At 59.3% G+C, this 15833-nt stretch carries 8 protein-coding genes, 2 tRNA genes and 3 rRNA genes; 8 read left to right on the top strand and 5 right to left on the bottom strand.

From position 1 onward, the window contains the following. Nucleotides 1-117: 117 nt before the first annotated feature. Nucleotides 118-1017: a LysR family transcriptional regulator gene (locus tag FHR27_RS19810; protein ID WP_179539361.1), complete on the bottom strand. Its 900-nt coding sequence runs from the start codon at nucleotides 1015-1017 to the stop codon at nucleotides 118-120. 158 nt (nucleotides 1018-1175) lie between these two features. Between FHR27_RS19810 and FHR27_RS19805 the strand changes: the two genes are divergently transcribed. Both FHR27_RS19805 and FHR27_RS19800 read left to right on the top strand, forming a co-directional pair. After that, nucleotides 1176-2357 (top strand): acyl-CoA dehydrogenase, encoded by a 1182-nt coding sequence (locus tag FHR27_RS19805; RefSeq protein WP_179539360.1) that lies wholly within the window; start codon nucleotides 1176-1178, stop codon nucleotides 2355-2357. Between the two features lie 91 nt (nucleotides 2358-2448). Then, nucleotides 2449-3672, top strand: coding sequence for a CaiB/BaiF CoA transferase family protein (locus FHR27_RS19800; RefSeq protein ID WP_042555980.1), 1224 nt, complete (start codon nucleotides 2449-2451; stop codon nucleotides 3670-3672). 24 nt (nucleotides 3673-3696) lie between these two features. On the opposite strand, the gene hmpA is transcribed toward FHR27_RS19800, so the two are convergent. Next, nucleotides 3697-4878 (bottom strand): NO-inducible flavohemoprotein, encoded by a 1182-nt coding sequence (gene hmpA, locus FHR27_RS19795; protein WP_179539359.1) that lies wholly within the window; start codon nucleotides 4876-4878, stop codon nucleotides 3697-3699. A 156-nt stretch (nucleotides 4879-5034) separates the two neighbouring features. Between hmpA and norR the strand changes: the two genes are divergently transcribed. From norR to rrf, 6 genes are all read left to right on the top strand, one after another. Further along, nucleotides 5035-6597, top strand: a complete 1563-nt coding sequence (gene norR / locus FHR27_RS19790; protein WP_179539358.1) for a nitric oxide reductase transcriptional regulator NorR — start codon at nucleotides 5035-5037, stop codon at nucleotides 6595-6597. Between the two features lie 628 nt (nucleotides 6598-7225). After that, nucleotides 7226-8762, top strand: a 16S ribosomal RNA gene (locus FHR27_RS19785). Nucleotides 8763-8826: 64 nt separating this feature from the next. After that, nucleotides 8827-8903, top strand: a tRNA-Ile gene (locus FHR27_RS19780). 31 nt (nucleotides 8904-8934) lie between these two features. Then, nucleotides 8935-9010 (top strand) — tRNA-Ala (locus tag FHR27_RS19775). 257 nt (nucleotides 9011-9267) lie between these two features. Then, nucleotides 9268-12158: ribosomal RNA gene (locus tag FHR27_RS19770) — 23S ribosomal RNA — on the top strand. A 138-nt stretch (nucleotides 12159-12296) separates the two neighbouring features. Further along, a 5S ribosomal RNA gene (rrf, locus tag FHR27_RS19765) occupies nucleotides 12297-12412 on the top strand. Together the 16S, 23S and 5S rRNA genes with 2 tRNA genes alongside form the textbook arrangement of a ribosomal RNA operon. A gap of 537 nt (nucleotides 12413-12949) precedes the next feature. On the opposite strand, the gene FHR27_RS19760 is transcribed toward rrf, so the two are convergent. The 3 genes from FHR27_RS19760 to FHR27_RS19750 all read right to left on the bottom strand — a co-directional run bounded on the left by FHR27_RS19760 (nucleotide 12950) and on the right by FHR27_RS19750 (nucleotide 15822). Then, a complete protein-coding gene (locus tag FHR27_RS19760; RefSeq protein ID WP_042552900.1) occupies nucleotides 12950-13735 on the bottom strand; it encodes an HpcH/HpaI aldolase family protein in 786 nt (261 codons plus the stop codon). A gap of 9 nt (nucleotides 13736-13744) precedes the next feature. After that, nucleotides 13745-14548 carry a carbon-nitrogen hydrolase family protein gene (locus tag FHR27_RS19755; RefSeq protein ID WP_179539357.1) on the bottom strand — a complete coding sequence of 268 codons (804 nt, stop codon included), beginning with the start codon at nucleotides 14546-14548 and terminating at the stop codon, nucleotides 13745-13747. A 275-nt stretch (nucleotides 14549-14823) separates the two neighbouring features. Then, nucleotides 14824-15822, bottom strand: a complete 999-nt coding sequence (locus tag FHR27_RS19750; protein ID WP_179539356.1) for a TRAP transporter substrate-binding protein — start codon at nucleotides 15820-15822, stop codon at nucleotides 14824-14826. Nucleotides 15823-15833 lie beyond the last annotated feature (11 nt).

The raw sequence follows: 15833 nt of genomic DNA, 5'->3' as shown, positions 1-15833 counted from the left end.
TTCCTCCGATCAGGCGTGCAGTTGCATTCGTCATCGGGGCGCTGAGGCCGACAGTTGGTGGGCTTCAGCCCTGCAAGTCGACCGGCGCCGCCTTCCTTCGCTGCCCCACCGCGCCGCTCAGGCCGATGCCCCATAGTGCCGGGCCTCAACCAACAACCAGTCACGGAAGGCCTTGAGCGCCGCGGACTCGACCTTGCGCTCCGGTACGGTCAGGTAATAGGCGCGGCCGTTGTCCGGCACCGGTCTGTCGAGGGCGACCACCAGGCTGCCGTCGGCCAGCTCGCGCTGGATCAGGAACGGTGGAATCAGCGCCACGCCCATCTCGTGGCAGGCCGCCTGGGCGAGCATCGAGAACAACTCCAGACGCGGGCCGGTCATGTCGCGGCCGACATTCAGCCCCTGCGCTGCGAACCACTGGCGCCAGGCGTAAGGCCGTGTGCTCTGCTGCAGCAGCGGCAGTTCGGCGATCCGCTCGGCGCTCACCGCGCCACCGTCGAGCAGCGCGGGGCTGCACACCGGCATCAGGTGTTCGTGCATCAGAAAGTACGCCGCAGTGCCTGACCAGTCGCCGTCGCCGAAGTAGATCGCTGCGTCGAAACCGGTATCGGCGAACAGGAAAGGGCGGGTGCGGTTGGTCAGGTGCACGGTGACCTCCGGGTGCAGGCGCTGGAAATCCGCCAACCGTGGCAGCAACCATTGGGTGGCGAAGGTCGGCACCACGGCCAGCTCCAGGCTCATGGCGCCCTGAGCCCCCATCAGCGCAAGGGTGTCGCGCTCCACGGCATCGAGCTGGGCGGCGACCTTGCCAGCATAGGCAGTGCCCGCTTCGGTAAGCACTACGCCCCTTCGCGAACGGCGGAACAGCTCCACGCCAAGAAACGCCTCCAGCCCGGCGATCTGCCGGCAAACGGCGCCCTGAGTCAGCGCCAGTTCGTCCGCTGCGCGAGTGAAGCTTTGATGGCGTGCCGAGGCCTCGAAGGCGATCAACGCTGCCGTGCTGGGGATCTTGCGGCGCATATATGCGAACACCTCACTAATCGGTGCTTTTATAGGCTGTTCAGGCTATCTCGGAGTGAGCATGGTGCACAACTGCGTGCGAATTACTCGTTTGCCGAGAGGCGGCTAGCTGCCTAGGCTAAGCCCAACAAGACCTGTTCATGCACGAGGATTCTGCGATGGCCGCCAAGGCAAGCTTCAACTGGATCGACCCGCTGCTGCTCGATCAGCAACTCACCGAAGAAGAACGCATGGTGCGCGACAGCGCCGAGCAGTTCGCCGCCGACAAGCTGGCGCCGCGGGTTCTCGAGGCCTTCCGTCATGAGAAGACCGACCCGGCGATTTTCCGTGAGATGGGAGACACCGGTCTGCTCGGCGCGACCATCCCCGAAGCCTATGGCGGCAGTGGTCTCAACTATGTGTGCTACGGCCTGATCGCCCGCGAAGTGGAACGTGTGGATTCCGGCTACCGCTCGATGATGAGCGTGCAGTCGTCCCTGGTGATGGTGCCGATCAACGAATTCGGCAACGAAGCCACCAAGCAGAAGTACCTGCCCAAACTGGCCACCGGTGAATACATCGGCTGCTTCGGCCTCACCGAGCCGAACTACGGTTCCGATCCGGGCTCGATGATCACCCGGGCGAAGAAGGTCGACGGCGGCTACCGCCTGAGCGGCAGCAAGATGTGGATCACCAATTCGCCTATCGCGGATGTCTTCGTGGTCTGGGCCAAGGATGACGCCGGCGAGATCCGCGGCTTCGTGCTGGAAAAGGGCTGGGAAGGGCTGTCGGCCCCGGCGATCCATGGCAAGGTCGGCCTGCGCGCCTCGATCACCGGCGAGATCGTCATGGACAACGTGTTCTGTCCCGAAGAGAACGCCTTCCCTGACGTACGTGGTCTGCGTGGCCCGTTCACCTGCCTCAACTCTGCCCGCTACGGCATCAGTTGGGGAGCGCTGGGGGCCGCCGAGGCGTGCTGGCACACCGCGCGTCAGTACACCCTGGACCGTCAGCAGTTCGGTCGCCCGCTGGCTGCCAACCAGTTGATCCAGAAAAAACTGGCCGACATGCAGACCGAGATCACCCTGGCCCTGCAAGGCTGCTTGCGCCTGGGCCGAATGAAGGACGAAGGCACCGCTGCGGTGGAAATCACCTCGATCATGAAGCGCAACAGCTGTGGCAAGGCGCTCGATATCGCCCGCATGGCTCGCGACATGCTCGGCGGCAATGGCATCAGCGACGAGTTCGGCGTGGCCCGTCATCTGGTCAACCTCGAGGTGGTGAACACCTACGAAGGTACCCATGACGTGCACGCGCTGATCCTCGGCCGCGCGCAGACCGGGATCCAGGCGTTCTTCTGACTGTTGATCGTTCCCATGTCGAGGCGTCGAACCGTCCGCGTGGGAACGCCGCCGGTGACGCTCCGCGTCACGCTTGCACGAGGCCTCCGCGATGTCCGGTGCTCTTTCCCATCTCCGTGTGCTCGACCTGTCCCGCGTGCTCGCCGGGCCCTGGTGCGGGCAGAACCTCGCCGACCTCGGCGCCGAGGTGATCAAGGTCGAACGCCCGAAAGTCGGCGACGACACCCGCCACTGGGGCCCGCCCTACCTGCGCGACGATGAGGGGCGCGATACCAGCGAAGCGGCCTACTTCCTGTCGGCCAACCGCAACAAGCAGTCGCTGACCCTCGACTTCACACAGGCGGAAGGGCAGCGCCTGGTGCGCGAGCTGGCAGGCAAGTCGGACATCCTCATCGAGAACTTCAAGGTCGGCGGCCTGGCTGCCTACGGGCTGGACTACGCCACCCTGAAGGCGATCAACCCACGGCTGATCTACTGCTCCATCACCGGTTTCGGCCAGAGCGGCCCCTATGCCAAGCGGGCCGGCTACGACTTCATGATCCAGGGGCTTGGCGGGCTGATGAGCCTCACCGGCCAGCCCGATGGCGGGGAGGGCGGTGGGCCGGTCAAGGTCGGCGTCGCGCTCACCGATATCCTTACCGGGCTCTACGCGACGGTCGCCGTGCTGGCCGCCCTGGCCCACCGGGAAAAGACCGGTGAAGGCCAGCACATCGACATGGCGCTGCTCGACGTGCAGGTCGCCTGCCTGGCCAATCAGGCGATGAACTACCTGACCACCGGTGTGTCGCCGAAGCGCCTGGGTAATGCTCACCCTAATATCGTCCCCTATCAGGCGTTCCCCACCGCCGATGGCGACCTGATCCTCACGGTTGGCAATGACAGCCAGTTCCGCAAGTTCTGCGACGTGGCCGGGCATCCCGAGTGGGGTGTCGATCCACGTTTCGCCAGCAACGGTCAGCGCGTCGCCCATCGTGCCGAGCTGATCCCGCTGATCCGCCAGGCCACGGTGTTCCGCACCACGGTCGAGTGGGTCGGCCTGCTGGAGGCGGCAGGTGTGCCGTGCGGGCCGGTCAACGACCTTGAGCAGGTCTTCGCCGACCCTCAGGTGATCGCCCGCGGTTTGCGTATCGATCTGCCACACCCCCTGGCCGGTAGCACGCCGCAGGTAGCCAGCCCGTTGCGCCTGTCGGCCAGCCCGGTGGAGTACCGCCAGGCACCTCCGCTGCTGGGCGAGCATACCGAACGCGTCCTCGCCGAAGTGCTTGGGCTGGACGTCAGCCAGATCGAGGCGCTACGCCGTCAGGGAGTGATCTGACCCGCTTCTATTAGTAAGCGCGCGTCAGGCATCCAGCTCGGAGGCCGGGCCGAAGAACTCGTAGTGGCACTGCTCCGCTGGTACGCCGAGTTCCCGCAAGTGACGCTTCACCTGAGCCATGAAGGGTTTCGGACCCAGGAAGTAGGCATCCATGTCGCGCTCTCCAGGCAGCCAGCCGGCCAGTTGCTCGCGGCTGATCACGCCCTGGCCGTGTGGCCTGTCGCCATCGCGCGGCGCGCTGTAGCAGAACCGATAGCTGATCTGCGGGTAGTCGCGGCTCTGTTCTTCGATCCATTGCCTGAAGGCATGTACACCGCCATGGCGCGCGTAATGGATGAAGTGGATGGGGCGTCCGTTTTCGCGGGCTGCTTCGACCATCGCCAGTGCCGGCGTGATGCCCACGCCTGCAGTGATGAGCGCCAGAGGCTTGTCCGACTGACGCAGCACGAAGTCACCGGCTGGCGGGAACAGCTCCAGGGTATCGCCGACCTGGACGTGGTCGTGCAGGTAGTTGGAGACCTTGCCGCCTGCCTCGCGCTTGACGCTGATACGGTACTCACGGCCGTTGCCCCGCGCGGACAGCGAGTAGTTGCGGCGCTGCTCCTTGCCATCGATGATCAGGCGCAGGCCGATGTACTGGCCGGGCTGCTGAACCAGCACGTCACCGCCATCGACGGGCGCCAGATGGAAGGAGGTGATCTCCTCGCTTTCCACGGTTCTGGCCACCACCTTGAAGTCCCGCGAACCACGCCAGCCGCCCGGCGCCTGCTCGTGTTCGCGGTAGGCGCTTTCCTCGGCACCGATCAGAATGTCTGCCAACTGCCCGTAAGCGGCAGCCCAGGCGTCGATCACCTCATCGGTAGCGATCTCCTCGCCCAGTACCTCGCGAATGGCGCGCAGCAGGCAAGTGCCGACGATGGGGTAATGTTCCGGCAGGATCTGCAGGGCCACGTGCTTGTTGACGATGCGGCCCACCAGCGGCCCGAGTGCTTCGAGCTGGTCGATATGCCGGGCGTACATAAGCACGCCGTTGGCCAGGGCACGTTGCTGGTCGCCGCTGGCCTGGTGGGCCTGGTTGAACAGCGGGCGAACCTGGGGATACTCCTTCAGCATCATGGCGTAGAAGTGTCGGGTCAGCGCTTCACCGCCGGTTTCCAGTAATGGGACGGTGGCTTTGATAAGGGTGCGTTGTTGGCTGGTCAGCATGGTGATGGTTCCTGTCGCAAGGCATGAAGATTGGTTGCCTTGGTCATTACAGATCCCGTGCCAACTCGCAAAGCCGCTGGATTGCTGGGCTTGCGCGTGCTATGAGTCTTTTCGACCCGTTCTATTTAGCGTCTATATGACTCTCTTGGTGTCTTTATGACCTCCAGCCCCCTGCTTGTCTCTCTGCTGCCATTGGTCGATGACCTGTCCCGTGAACTACCCGAAAGCGAGCGCTATCGTCGGCTGCTTGCTGCGCTGCGGCAGCTGTTTCCCTGTGATGCGGTGGCACTGCTCAGGCTCGATGGCGACGTGCTGGTGCCGCTCTCGGTGGAGGGGCTCAGTGCCGATACCATGGGCCGGCGTTTCAAGGTGAGCGAGCATCCCCGTTTGCACGAGTTGCTGCAGCACCGTGGCCCCACCCGCTTCGCCGCAGACTGCGAACTGCCCGATCCTTATGATGGGCTGCTCGACGGGCAGCATGGCCATCTCGAGGTTCATGACTGCCTGGGTTGTCCGCTCTATATAAAGGAGCAGCTCTGGGGGCTGCTGACTCTGGACTCGCTGCAGTCGAGCAGCTTTGGCCGTGTCGACCTCGGCATGCTGGAGGCTTTCGCCAGCCTGGCCGCCGCGACGGTGGCTGCCGCCGAGCGGATCAGCCTGCTGATGGGGCGCGTGGAGGACGAACAGCGCCGCGCCGAACTCTATAAGCAGGCGGCCGACGCCGTGCGCCCCCGGGAGATGATCGGTCAGAGCTCCAGGCACAAGGCCCTGCTTCAGGAGATAGCGCTGGTCGGCGGCAGTGACCTGACCGTCCTCATCAGTGGCGAAACCGGTGTGGGCAAGGAACTGGTCGCCGAAGCACTGCATGCGGCATCCGCGCGTGCATCGCGGCCGATGGTCAGCATCAACTGTGCGGCGTTGCCCGATACCTTGGTGGAGAGCGAGCTGTTCGGTCATGTCCGTGGGGCATTCTCGGGGGCTGTCAGTGAGCGGCGTGGCAAATTCGAGGTGGCCGATGGCGCCACCCTGTTTCTCGATGAGGTGGGCGAGCTACCGCTTGCCGTGCAGTCGAAGCTGTTGAGGGTGCTGCAGAGTGGCCAGCTACAACGGGTAGGCTCGGACCGCGAGCACCGTGTGGACGTGCGGGTGCTGGCCGCCAGCAACCGTGACCTGGCCGAAGAAGTGCGCGCCGGGCGCTTTCGCGCCGACCTCTATCATCGCCTTAGCGTGTACCCGCTCAAGGTGCCGGCACTACGCGAGCGGGGGCGCGATGTGCTGCTACTCGCCGGCTACTTCCTGGAAGATAACCGGGCACGGCTTGGGCTGCGTAGCCTGCGTCTCGCGGCCGATGCTCAGAAAACCCTGTTGCAGCATGACTGGCCGGGCAATGTCCGGGAACTGGAGCACCTGATCGGCCGCGCGGCCATCAAGGCGTTGTCGGCCTGCGTGGAACGCCCGCAGATACTCACCATCGATAGCCGCGCACTGGACCTGCATCCATCCACCGTGACTCCAGGGCAAGAAGAGCGCCCCGTGAGCGATGCTGCCGAAGCGTCGAGCGCTGGCCTAGGGCTGCGCGATGCAGTGGATGACTACCAGCGGCGCCTTATAGAGGCTGCACTGGCTCGCCATGCCGGGCGCTGGGCCGATGTAGCCCGCGAACTGGATATGGACCGTGCCAACCTGCAGCGCCTGGCCAAGCGCCTGGGACTCAGATAGCGGCTTCTGAGCTGCTGCTTATATAGAGGGAAAGCCGACTGAGCGGTTTTATTGCAATTGGATGAAATAAGCCCTTGACCTGATTTCGTGGGGGCCTATAATGCGCACCACTTCCGGCGCGGCCTGATCTGAAAACTCCTTGCTAAACAATGAGTTAGACGAAAATAAAGGTTGCACGGACGGCGAATTCGAGTAGAATGCGCCGGCATCGACAGGGTGGTTTGAGTGGTTCTGTTGATGGTTCGATCAGGTTTGATCGAAGGCGGTAAAGAGGGTGTTGACAGCGGTTTGTAACGCTGTAGAATGCGCCTCCCGCTGGAGAGAAGATGATCTGGTGGGGCGCTGCAAGGTGTTGAGAAGAAAGAAAAAGTTCTTCAAAAACAGCTTGACAGGAAATGAGGCTGCTGTAAGATGCGCGCCTCGGTTGAGACGAAAGACTTAACCAAACGTTCTTTAACAACTGAATCAAGCAATTCGTGTGGGTGCTTGTGGGTTAAGACTGAGTGATCGCAAGATTATCAGCATCACAAGTAAACACTCGTTAATTCGAGAGTTAACTCTCTAGCGATAGAGGGGTTTGCGATTGCTGAGCCAAGTTTAGGGTTTTCTCAAAACCCAATGCAGTATTGAACTGAAGAGTTTGATCATGGCTCAGATTGAACGCTGGCGGCAGGCCTAACACATGCAAGTCGAGCGGTTGACGGGAGCTTGCTCCCTGATTCAGCGGCGGACGGGTGAGTAATGCCTAGGAATCTGCCTATTAGTGGGGGACAACGTTTCGAAAGGAACGCTAATACCGCATACGTCCTACGGGAGAAAGCAGGGGACCTTCGGGCCTTGCGCTAATAGATGAGCCTAGGTCGGATTAGCTAGTTGGTGGGGTAAAGGCTCACCAAGGCGACGATCCGTAACTGGTCTGAGAGGATGATCAGTCACACTGGAACTGAGACACGGTCCAGACTCCTACGGGAGGCAGCAGTGGGGAATATTGGACAATGGGCGAAAGCCTGATCCAGCCATGCCGCGTGTGTGAAGAAGGTCTTCGGATTGTAAAGCACTTTAAGTTGGGAGGAAGGGCAGTAAATTAATACTTTGCTGTTTTGACGTTACCGACAGAATAAGCACCGGCTAACTCTGTGCCAGCAGCCGCGGTAATACAGAGGGTGCAAGCGTTAATCGGAATTACTGGGCGTAAAGCGCGCGTAGGTGGTTTGTTAAGTTGGATGTGAAAGCCCCGGGCTCAACCTGGGAACTGCATCCAAAACTGGCAAGCTAGAGTACGGTAGAGGGTGGTGGAATTTCCTGTGTAGCGGTGAAATGCGTAGATATAGGAAGGAACACCAGTGGCGAAGGCGACCACCTGGACTGATACTGACACTGAGGTGCGAAAGCGTGGGGAGCAAACAGGATTAGATACCCTGGTAGTCCACGCCGTAAACGATGTCAACTAGCCGTTGGAATCCTTGAGATTTTAGTGGCGCAGCTAACGCATTAAGTTGACCGCCTGGGGAGTACGGCCGCAAGGTTAAAACTCAAATGAATTGACGGGGGCCCGCACAAGCGGTGGAGCATGTGGTTTAATTCGAAGCAACGCGAAGAACCTTACCTGGCCTTGACATGCTGAGAACTTTCCAGAGATGGATTGGTGCCTTCGGGAACTCAGACACAGGTGCTGCATGGCTGTCGTCAGCTCGTGTCGTGAGATGTTGGGTTAAGTCCCGTAACGAGCGCAACCCTTGTCCTTAGTTACCAGCACGTTATGGTGGGAACTCTAAGGAGACTGCCGGTGACAAACCGGAGGAAGGTGGGGATGACGTCAAGTCATCATGGCCCTTACGGCCAGGGCTACACACGTGCTACAATGGTCGGTACAAAGGGTTGCCAAGCCGCGAGGTGGAGCTAATCCCATAAAACCGATCGTAGTCCGGATCGCAGTCTGCAACTCGACTGCGTGAAGTCGGAATCGCTAGTAATCGTGAATCAGAATGTCACGGTGAATACGTTCCCGGGCCTTGTACACACCGCCCGTCACACCATGGGAGTGGGTTGCACCAGAAGTAGCTAGTCTAACCTTCGGGAGGACGGTTACCACGGTGTGATTCATGACTGGGGTGAAGTCGTAACAAGGTAGCCGTAGGGGAACCTGCGGCTGGATCACCTCCTTAATCGAAGATCCCAGCTTCTCATAAGTACCCACACGAATTGCTTGATTCATTGCGAAAGACGATTGGGTCTGTAGCTCAGTTGGTTAGAGCGCACCCCTGATAAGGGTGAGGTCGGCAGTTCGAATCTGCCCAGACCCACCAATTGTTGAGGGTGCAGGCCTTGGAAGTATTTGGGGCCATAGCTCAGCTGGGAGAGCGCCTGCCTTGCACGCAGGAGGTCAGCGGTTCGATCCCGCTTGGCTCCACCACTTACAGCCGTTGTTGATGTGAATTAGAGTTCAGAAATGAGCATTCCTGTTTAGGCAGAAGAGTGTTGATTTCTGGTCTTTGACCAGTCAGAAAAATCGTTCTTTAAAAATTTGGGTATGTGATAGAAGTGACTGATTGATTACTTTCACTGGTAATTGATCTGGTCAAGGTAAAATTTGCGTTGTTCTCAAGTGCAAATTTTCGGCGAATGTCGTCTTCACGTTATAGACAGTAACCAGATTGCTTGGGGTTATATGGTCAAGTGAAGAAGCGCATACGGTGGATGCCTTGGCAGTCAGAGGCGATGAAAGACGTTGTAGCCTGCGATAAGCTTTGGGGAGTCGGCAAACAGACTGTGATCCAGAGATCTCTGAATGGGGGAACCCACCTAGCATAAGCTGGGTATCATGCACTGAATACATAGGTGCATGAGGCGAACCAGGGGAACTGAAACATCTAAGTACCCTGAGGAAAAGAAATCAACCGAGATTCCCTTAGTAGTGGCGAGCGAACGGGGACTAGCCCTTAAGTTGATTTGAGATTAGTGGAAGGCTCTGGAAAGTGCCGCCGTAGTGGGTGATAGCCCCGTACACGAAAATCTCTTTTCAATGAAATCGAGTAGGACGGAGCACGAGAAACTTTGTCTGAATATGGGGGGACCATCCTCCAAGGCTAAATACTACTGACTGACCGATAGTGAACTAGTACCGTGAGGGAAAGGCGAAAAGAACCCCGGAGAGGGGAGTGAAATAGATCCTGAAACCGTATGCGTACAAGCAGTGGGAGCAGACTTGTTCTGTGACTGCGTACCTTTTGTATAATGGGTCAGCGACTTATATTCAGTGGCGAGCTTAACCGAATAGGGGAGGCGTAGCGAAAGCGAGTCTTAATAGGGCGTTTAGTCGCTGGGTATAGACCCGAAACCGGGCGATCTATCCATGGGCAGGTTGAAGGTTGGGTAACACTAACTGGAGGACCGAACCGACTACCGTTGAAAAGTTAGCGGATGACCTGTGGATCGGAGTGAAAGGCTAATCAAGCTCGGAGATAGCTGGTTCTCCTCGAAAGCTATTTAGGTAGCGCCTCGTGTATCACTGCTGGGGGTAGAGCACTGTTTCGGCTAGGGGGTCATCCCGACTTACCAAACCGATGCAAACTCCGAATACCAGCAAGTGTCAGCACGGGAGACACACGGCGGGTGCTAACGTCCGTCGTGAAAAGGGAAACAACCCAGACCGTCAGCTAAGGTCCCAAAGTTATGGTTAAGTGGGAAACGATGTGGGAAGGCTTAGACAGCTAGGAGGTTGGCTTAGAAGCAGCCACCCTTTAAAGAAAGCGTAATAGCTCACTAGTCGAGTCGGCCTGCGCGGAAGATGTAACGGGGCTCAAACCATACACCGAAGCTACGGGTTCATCTTAGGATGAGCGGTAGAGGAGCGTTCTGTAAGCCTGTGAAGGTGAGTTGAGAAGCTTGCTGGAGGTATCAGAAGTGCGAATGCTGACATGAGTAACGACAATGGGAGTGAAAAACTCCCACGCCGAAAGACCAAGGTTTCCTGCGCAACGTTAATCGACGCAGGGTGAGTCGGCCCCTAAGGCGAGGCAGAAATGCGTAGTCGATGGGAAACGGGTTAATATTCCCGTACTTCTAATTACTGCGATGGAGGGACGGAGAAGGCTAGGCCAGCACGGCGTTGGTTGTCCGTGTTTAAGGTGGTAGGCTGAATGCTTAGGTAAATCCGGGCGTTCAAGGCCGAGAGCTGATGACGAGTTGTCCTTTAGGACGATGAAGTGGTTGATGCCATGCTTCCAGGAAAAGCTTCTAAGCTTCAGGTAATTAGGAACCGTACCCCAAACCGACACAGGTGGTTAGGTAGAGAATACCAAGGCGCTTGAGAGAACTCGGGTGAAGGAACTAGGCAAAATGGCACCGTAACTTCGGGAGAAGGTGCGCCGGTGAGTGTGAAGGGTTTACCCCGTAAGCACATGCCGGTCGAAGATACCAGGCCGCTGCGACTGTTTATTAAAAACACAGCACTCTGCAAACACGAAAGTGGACGTATAGGGTGTGACGCCTGCCCGGTGCCGGAAGGTTAATTGATGGGGTTAGCTAACGCGAAGCTCTTGATCGAAGCCCCGGTAAACGGCGGCCGTAACTATAACGGTCCTAAGGTAGCGAAATTCCTTGTCGGGTAAGTTCCGACCTGCACGAATGGCGTAACGATGGCGGCGCTGTCTCCACCCGAGACTCAGTGAAATTGAAATCGCTGTGAAGATGCAGTGTATCCGCGGCTAGACGGAAAGACCCCGTGAACCTTTACTATAGCTTTGCACTGGACTTTGAGCTTGCTTGTGTAGGATAGGTGGGAGGCTTTGAAGTGGGGACGCCAGTTCTCATGGAGCCAACCTTGAAATACCACCCTGGCAACCTTGAGGTTCTAACTCTGGTCCGTTATCCGGATCGAGGACAGTGTATGGTGGGTAGTTTGACTGGGGCGGTCTCCTCCTAAAGAGTAACGGAGGAGTACGAAGGTGCGCTCAGACCGGTCGGAAATCGGTCGTAGAGTATAAAGGCAAAAGCGCGCTTGACTGCGAGACAGACACGTCGAGCAGGTACGAAAGTAGGTCTTAGTGATCCGGTGGTTCTGTATGGAAGGGCCATCGCTCAACGGATAAAAGGTACTCCGGGGATAACAGGCTGATACCGCCCAAGAGTTCATATCGACGGCGGTGTTTGGCACCTCGATGTCGGCTCATCACATCCTGGGGCTGAAGCCGGTCCCAAGGGTATGGCTGTTCGCCATTTAAAGTGGTACGCGAGCTGGGTTTAGAACGTCGTGAGACAGTTCGGTCCCTATCTGCCGTGGACGTTTGAGATTTGAGAGGGGCTGCTCCTAGTACGAGAGGACCGGAGTGGACGAACCTCTGGTGTTCCGGTTGTCACGCCAGTGGCATTGCCGGGTAGCTATGTTCGGGAAAGATAACCGCTGAAAGCATCTAAGCGGGAAACTTGCCTCAAGATGAGATCTCACTGGAACCTTGAGTTCCCTAAAGGGCCGTCGAAGACTACGACGTTGATAGGCTGGGTGTGTAAGCGTTGTGAGGCGTTGAGCTAACCAGTACTAATTGCCCGTGAGGCTTGACCATATAACACCCAAACAATTTGGCTGTTAGACGGTAGAAGTCGACAGTAATGCCGAAAATTTGCAAGAACACGCAATACCAACTGATATCACATACCCAATTCGGGGAAGCGACCTAAACATCGACTCCCCAACCGGATTGCTTGACGACCATAGAGCGTTGGAACCACCTGATCCCATCCCGAACTCAGTAGTGAAACGATGCATCGCCGATGGTAGTGTGGGGTCTCCCCATGTGAGAGTAGGTCATCGTCAAGCTTCTACCAGAAACCCCAGATCTCGACAGAGGTCTGGGGTTTCGTCTTTTCGGCGCCAGAAAAGGCTGTGGCGGCCCGCACGTAGGCGCGAGCTTGCTGGCGAGCCGCGGTTAAGAGCATCGCCAGCAAGCTGGCTCCTACAGCAGGCTGTCCTGCTCGTGGGGCAGTGGTGGAAGGGTGGGGCGTCTTCCATCCTACGGATAGCGCCCCAGGTTTCGCGTCGCCAGCCCAGGCTACGGAGCACGTGTAGGAGCCAGCTTGCTGGCGAGCCGCGATCAAGAGCATCGCCGGCAAGCTGGCTCCTACAGCAGGTCGTCCTGCGCGTGGGGCAGTGGTGGAAGGGTGAAGCGTCTTCCACCCTACGGATAGCGCGCCAGGTTTCGCGTCGCCAGCCCAGGCTACGGAGCACGTGTAGGAGCCAGCTTGCTGGCGAGCTGCGGTCAAGAGCATCGCGGCAAGCCGGCTCCTGCAATGGCCCGTTTCTCTAAAACGACGAAGCCCGCTTTATGCGGGCTTCGTTGTTTGGCGCTTTACTCGGTTATTGCAGCTGTTCCTTGACCGCAGCGATGCTGCGCCCGCCCTGGTTGAGCCAGGACAGGTCGCTGCCCATAAGCAGCATGTCGCTGCCCATCTCGAGCAGGCGTTTGGCGGTTTCGCCGTCGGCGGGGAAGCAGGGCACCATGACCTGTATCGAGCGGGCGTGGCATTTCTCGATCAGCAGCTCCAGGCGTTGCAGCACTTCAGGGTTGCCCAGTCGATAGTCGACTGGCAATTGGCGCGACAGGGAGTAGTCGGCTGGGCCGAAGTGCACGGCGTCGATACCCTCGACGTCGAGGATCTCGTCGATGTTGTCGAAGAACTCGTAGCTCTCCGCCATCGGTACGATCACGCTGCGTTCATTCTCTGCCTGGGTATAACTGCCCCAGTCGAAGTTCGGCCCTGCGTAGTTGGCCGAGCGCACCGAGCTGTCACCGCCACGGCGCCCCATGGGCGGGAATTTGCTGTAGCGGATGATGGTGCGCATCTGCTCGGCGTTGTGCACCTGCGGAATGATCACCCCCGAAGCGCCCATTTCCAGCGCCTTGCGGATATCCCACTCGAGGGTGCCGCGTACCCGCACCAGGCTATGAATACCCGAGCACTTGGCTGCCAGGATGAGCTTTTCCATGTCGCGGTCGACACCCAGCGAAGTGTGCTCGGCATCGATGAAAACGAAATCCAGGCCCCAGTTGCCCGCCACCTCGATGGCCATCGACGACGTGCCGTAGATGTTCATGCCGTAGGTGTGCGAGCGGGCCATCAACTGTTTGAGCGTGCTGGTCATCGGGTCACCTCAGATGCGGTAGGTATCGGGCAGGCGATCGCGGAAGGGATGCACTTCGAACACGCCGGGTTCACGGATCAGCGACTTGTTGCGGGCCTTCTCGACGTCGATCTCGACGGTGAACACACCATCTTCCGCGCCAGCACGTACCAGCGTCTTGCCGGACGGCTCGATGATGTGGCTCATGCCGATGAACTGCATGCCGCCATCCATGTCGTTACGGTTCGGGGCCACGAAGTAGACGATGTTCTCGGCTGCCCGCACGGTGCTGAAGATGTCCGGCAGCATGCGCGCCTGCTCTGGCCAGGCGGCCGGCAACACGACGATGTCGGCGCCTTCCAGGGCCAGGGTGCGTACCACTTCCGGGAAACGGATTTCATAACAGATGGCCATGCCGATGCGACCGATCTCGGTATCGAACACCGGCGGTGTCCACTCATCCGGGGTATCGGTGAAGCGGTCACCGATCATGAACGGCAGGTGACGTTTGCGATGCAGGCCCACGACACCTTCGGGGCCGATCAGCGCTGCCGTGTTGAAGATGGCGTCCGGGCGGCGTTCGTAGAAGCCGGCGATGATGTAGATACCCGTCTCCGCGCTCACGGCCAGCAGCGGGGCCAGCGCTTCGATATCGATAGCGCCACGCTCCAGATCTTCACGGCTGTCGAACGAGCCGCCGGTGAGCAGGCATTCTGGGAAGGCGATCAGGCGCGAGCCTTCGAGTGCCGTCTGGCGTGACAGCTCGGCGACTTTCTCGATGGTCTGGGTCGGGTTGCCGGGAATGGGGTGTATCTGCGCGACCGAAATTTTCATGGGTTTCCTCTATGACAGGCAGAACGCGCCCGAGCGATCGGGCGCGCTTGTTCGTGCAGCGACGCTGCGGTGCTTAGGGACTGTTCACGATCGTTGTGTGCATGACGTGGCAGCTCCAAGGCAGAAGTAGCCATTGATGCAGTACCTGTGGGAGCGGGCCATGCCCGCGAAATCACGGGCATGGCCCGCTCCCACAAGGGGCGATCAGCCGTCAGCTCCCGCCCCTTGGCTACCAAAATCGACGAACCTGGGGGCGGAAGATCATGAACAGGTGTTCAGGGCTGGGCGACGTCCATGGCCTCGTAGACTTTCTTGACGAGCTCGGGATTGATCTTGGCGGCGTACTTGTCGACGACCGGGCGGATCTTTTCCTGGATACGGGCGACTTCTTCATCCGGCAGCGCGTTCACCGTCATGCCCGACGCTTCCAGTTCGGCGATAGCCTTGCTGTCCGCTTCGCGGGAGATCTGCCGCTGCTCCAGGCGCACCTCCATGGCCACCTCGCTGATCAGCTTCTTCTCGTCGTCGTTGAGCGTGTCCCAGAAGGTCTTGCCGATCAGGACGATCTGCGGGTTGTAGTTGTGATGGGTGAGACTCAGGTACTTCTGCACCTCGTTGAACTTGGAGGCGAGGATCAGCGCGGCCGGGTTCTCCTGCCCGTCGACCGTGCCGGTCTCCAGCGCCGTGTGCACTTCGGTGAACGGCAGCGGCGTCGGGTTGGCGCCGAGTGCCGACCACACATCGAGGAACAGCGGCGATTGCTGCGCGCGGATCTTCAGGCCGGCGATGTCTTCGAGTTTCGCCACCGGGCGCTTGTTGTTGGTCAGGTTGCGCACCCCCAGCTCCCAGAACGCCAGGCCGACCAGGTTCTGCTGCGGCAACTGGTCGGTGAGCATCTTGCCGACTTCGCCATCGAGCATGGCGTCGACCTTGGCGGTGTCGGTGTACAGGAACGGGAAGTCGAGGATGCCGAAGTCGGTGACGTGGTTGAGCATCAGCCCGGCGTTCCAGGTCATCATCTCGATCACCCCGCCCTGCAGCGACGACAGTACCTGCACGTCGCCGCCCAGCACGCCATTGGGGAAGGTGCGCACCTTGATCTTGCCGCCGCTGCGCTCGCTGACTTTCTTGGCGAACAGTTCCATGCCGATGGCTGGCGGAGTGCCCTTCGGGCTGGTGGCGGCGAATTTGATGGTGTGCGAGTTGTACTCGGCGGCGAAGCTCAAACTGCTGGCGAAGAGCAACGCGGCGAGTGCGGTCAATTTCATCTTCATGATGGAATCCT

The sequence above is a fragment of the Pseudomonas flavescens genome, assembly GCF_013408425.1.
Taxonomy (GTDB): domain Bacteria; phylum Pseudomonadota; class Gammaproteobacteria; order Pseudomonadales; family Pseudomonadaceae; genus Aquipseudomonas; species Aquipseudomonas fulva_A.
Note: the sequence above shows the minus strand (reverse complement) of the source record. Positions and strands in the feature narration are given on the sequence as shown.

Bases quoted from the DNA above. Each gene is read 5' to 3' on its own strand.
- FHR27_RS19810 (WP_179539361.1), bottom strand. From the start codon at position 1,017: ATGCGCCGCAAGATCCCCAGCACGGCAGCGTTGATCGCCTTCGAGGCC.
- FHR27_RS19805 (WP_179539360.1), top strand. From the start codon at position 1,176: ATGGCCGCCAAGGCAAGCTTCAACTGGATCGACCCGCTGCTGCTCGAT.
- FHR27_RS19800 (WP_042555980.1), top strand. From the start codon at position 2,449: ATGTCCGGTGCTCTTTCCCATCTCCGTGTGCTCGACCTGTCCCGCGTG.
- hmpA (WP_179539359.1), bottom strand. From the start codon at position 4,878: ATGCTGACCAGCCAACAACGCACCCTTATCAAAGCCACCGTCCCATTA.
- norR (WP_179539358.1), top strand. From the start codon at position 5,035: ATGACCTCCAGCCCCCTGCTTGTCTCTCTGCTGCCATTGGTCGATGAC.
- FHR27_RS19760 (WP_042552900.1), bottom strand. From the start codon at position 13,735: ATGACCAGCACGCTCAAACAGTTGATGGCCCGCTCGCACACCTACGGC.
- FHR27_RS19755 (WP_179539357.1), bottom strand. From the start codon at position 14,548: ATGAAAATTTCGGTCGCGCAGATACACCCCATTCCCGGCAACCCGACC.
- FHR27_RS19750 (WP_179539356.1), bottom strand. From the start codon at position 15,822: ATGAAGATGAAATTGACCGCACTCGCCGCGTTGCTCTTCGCCAGCAGT.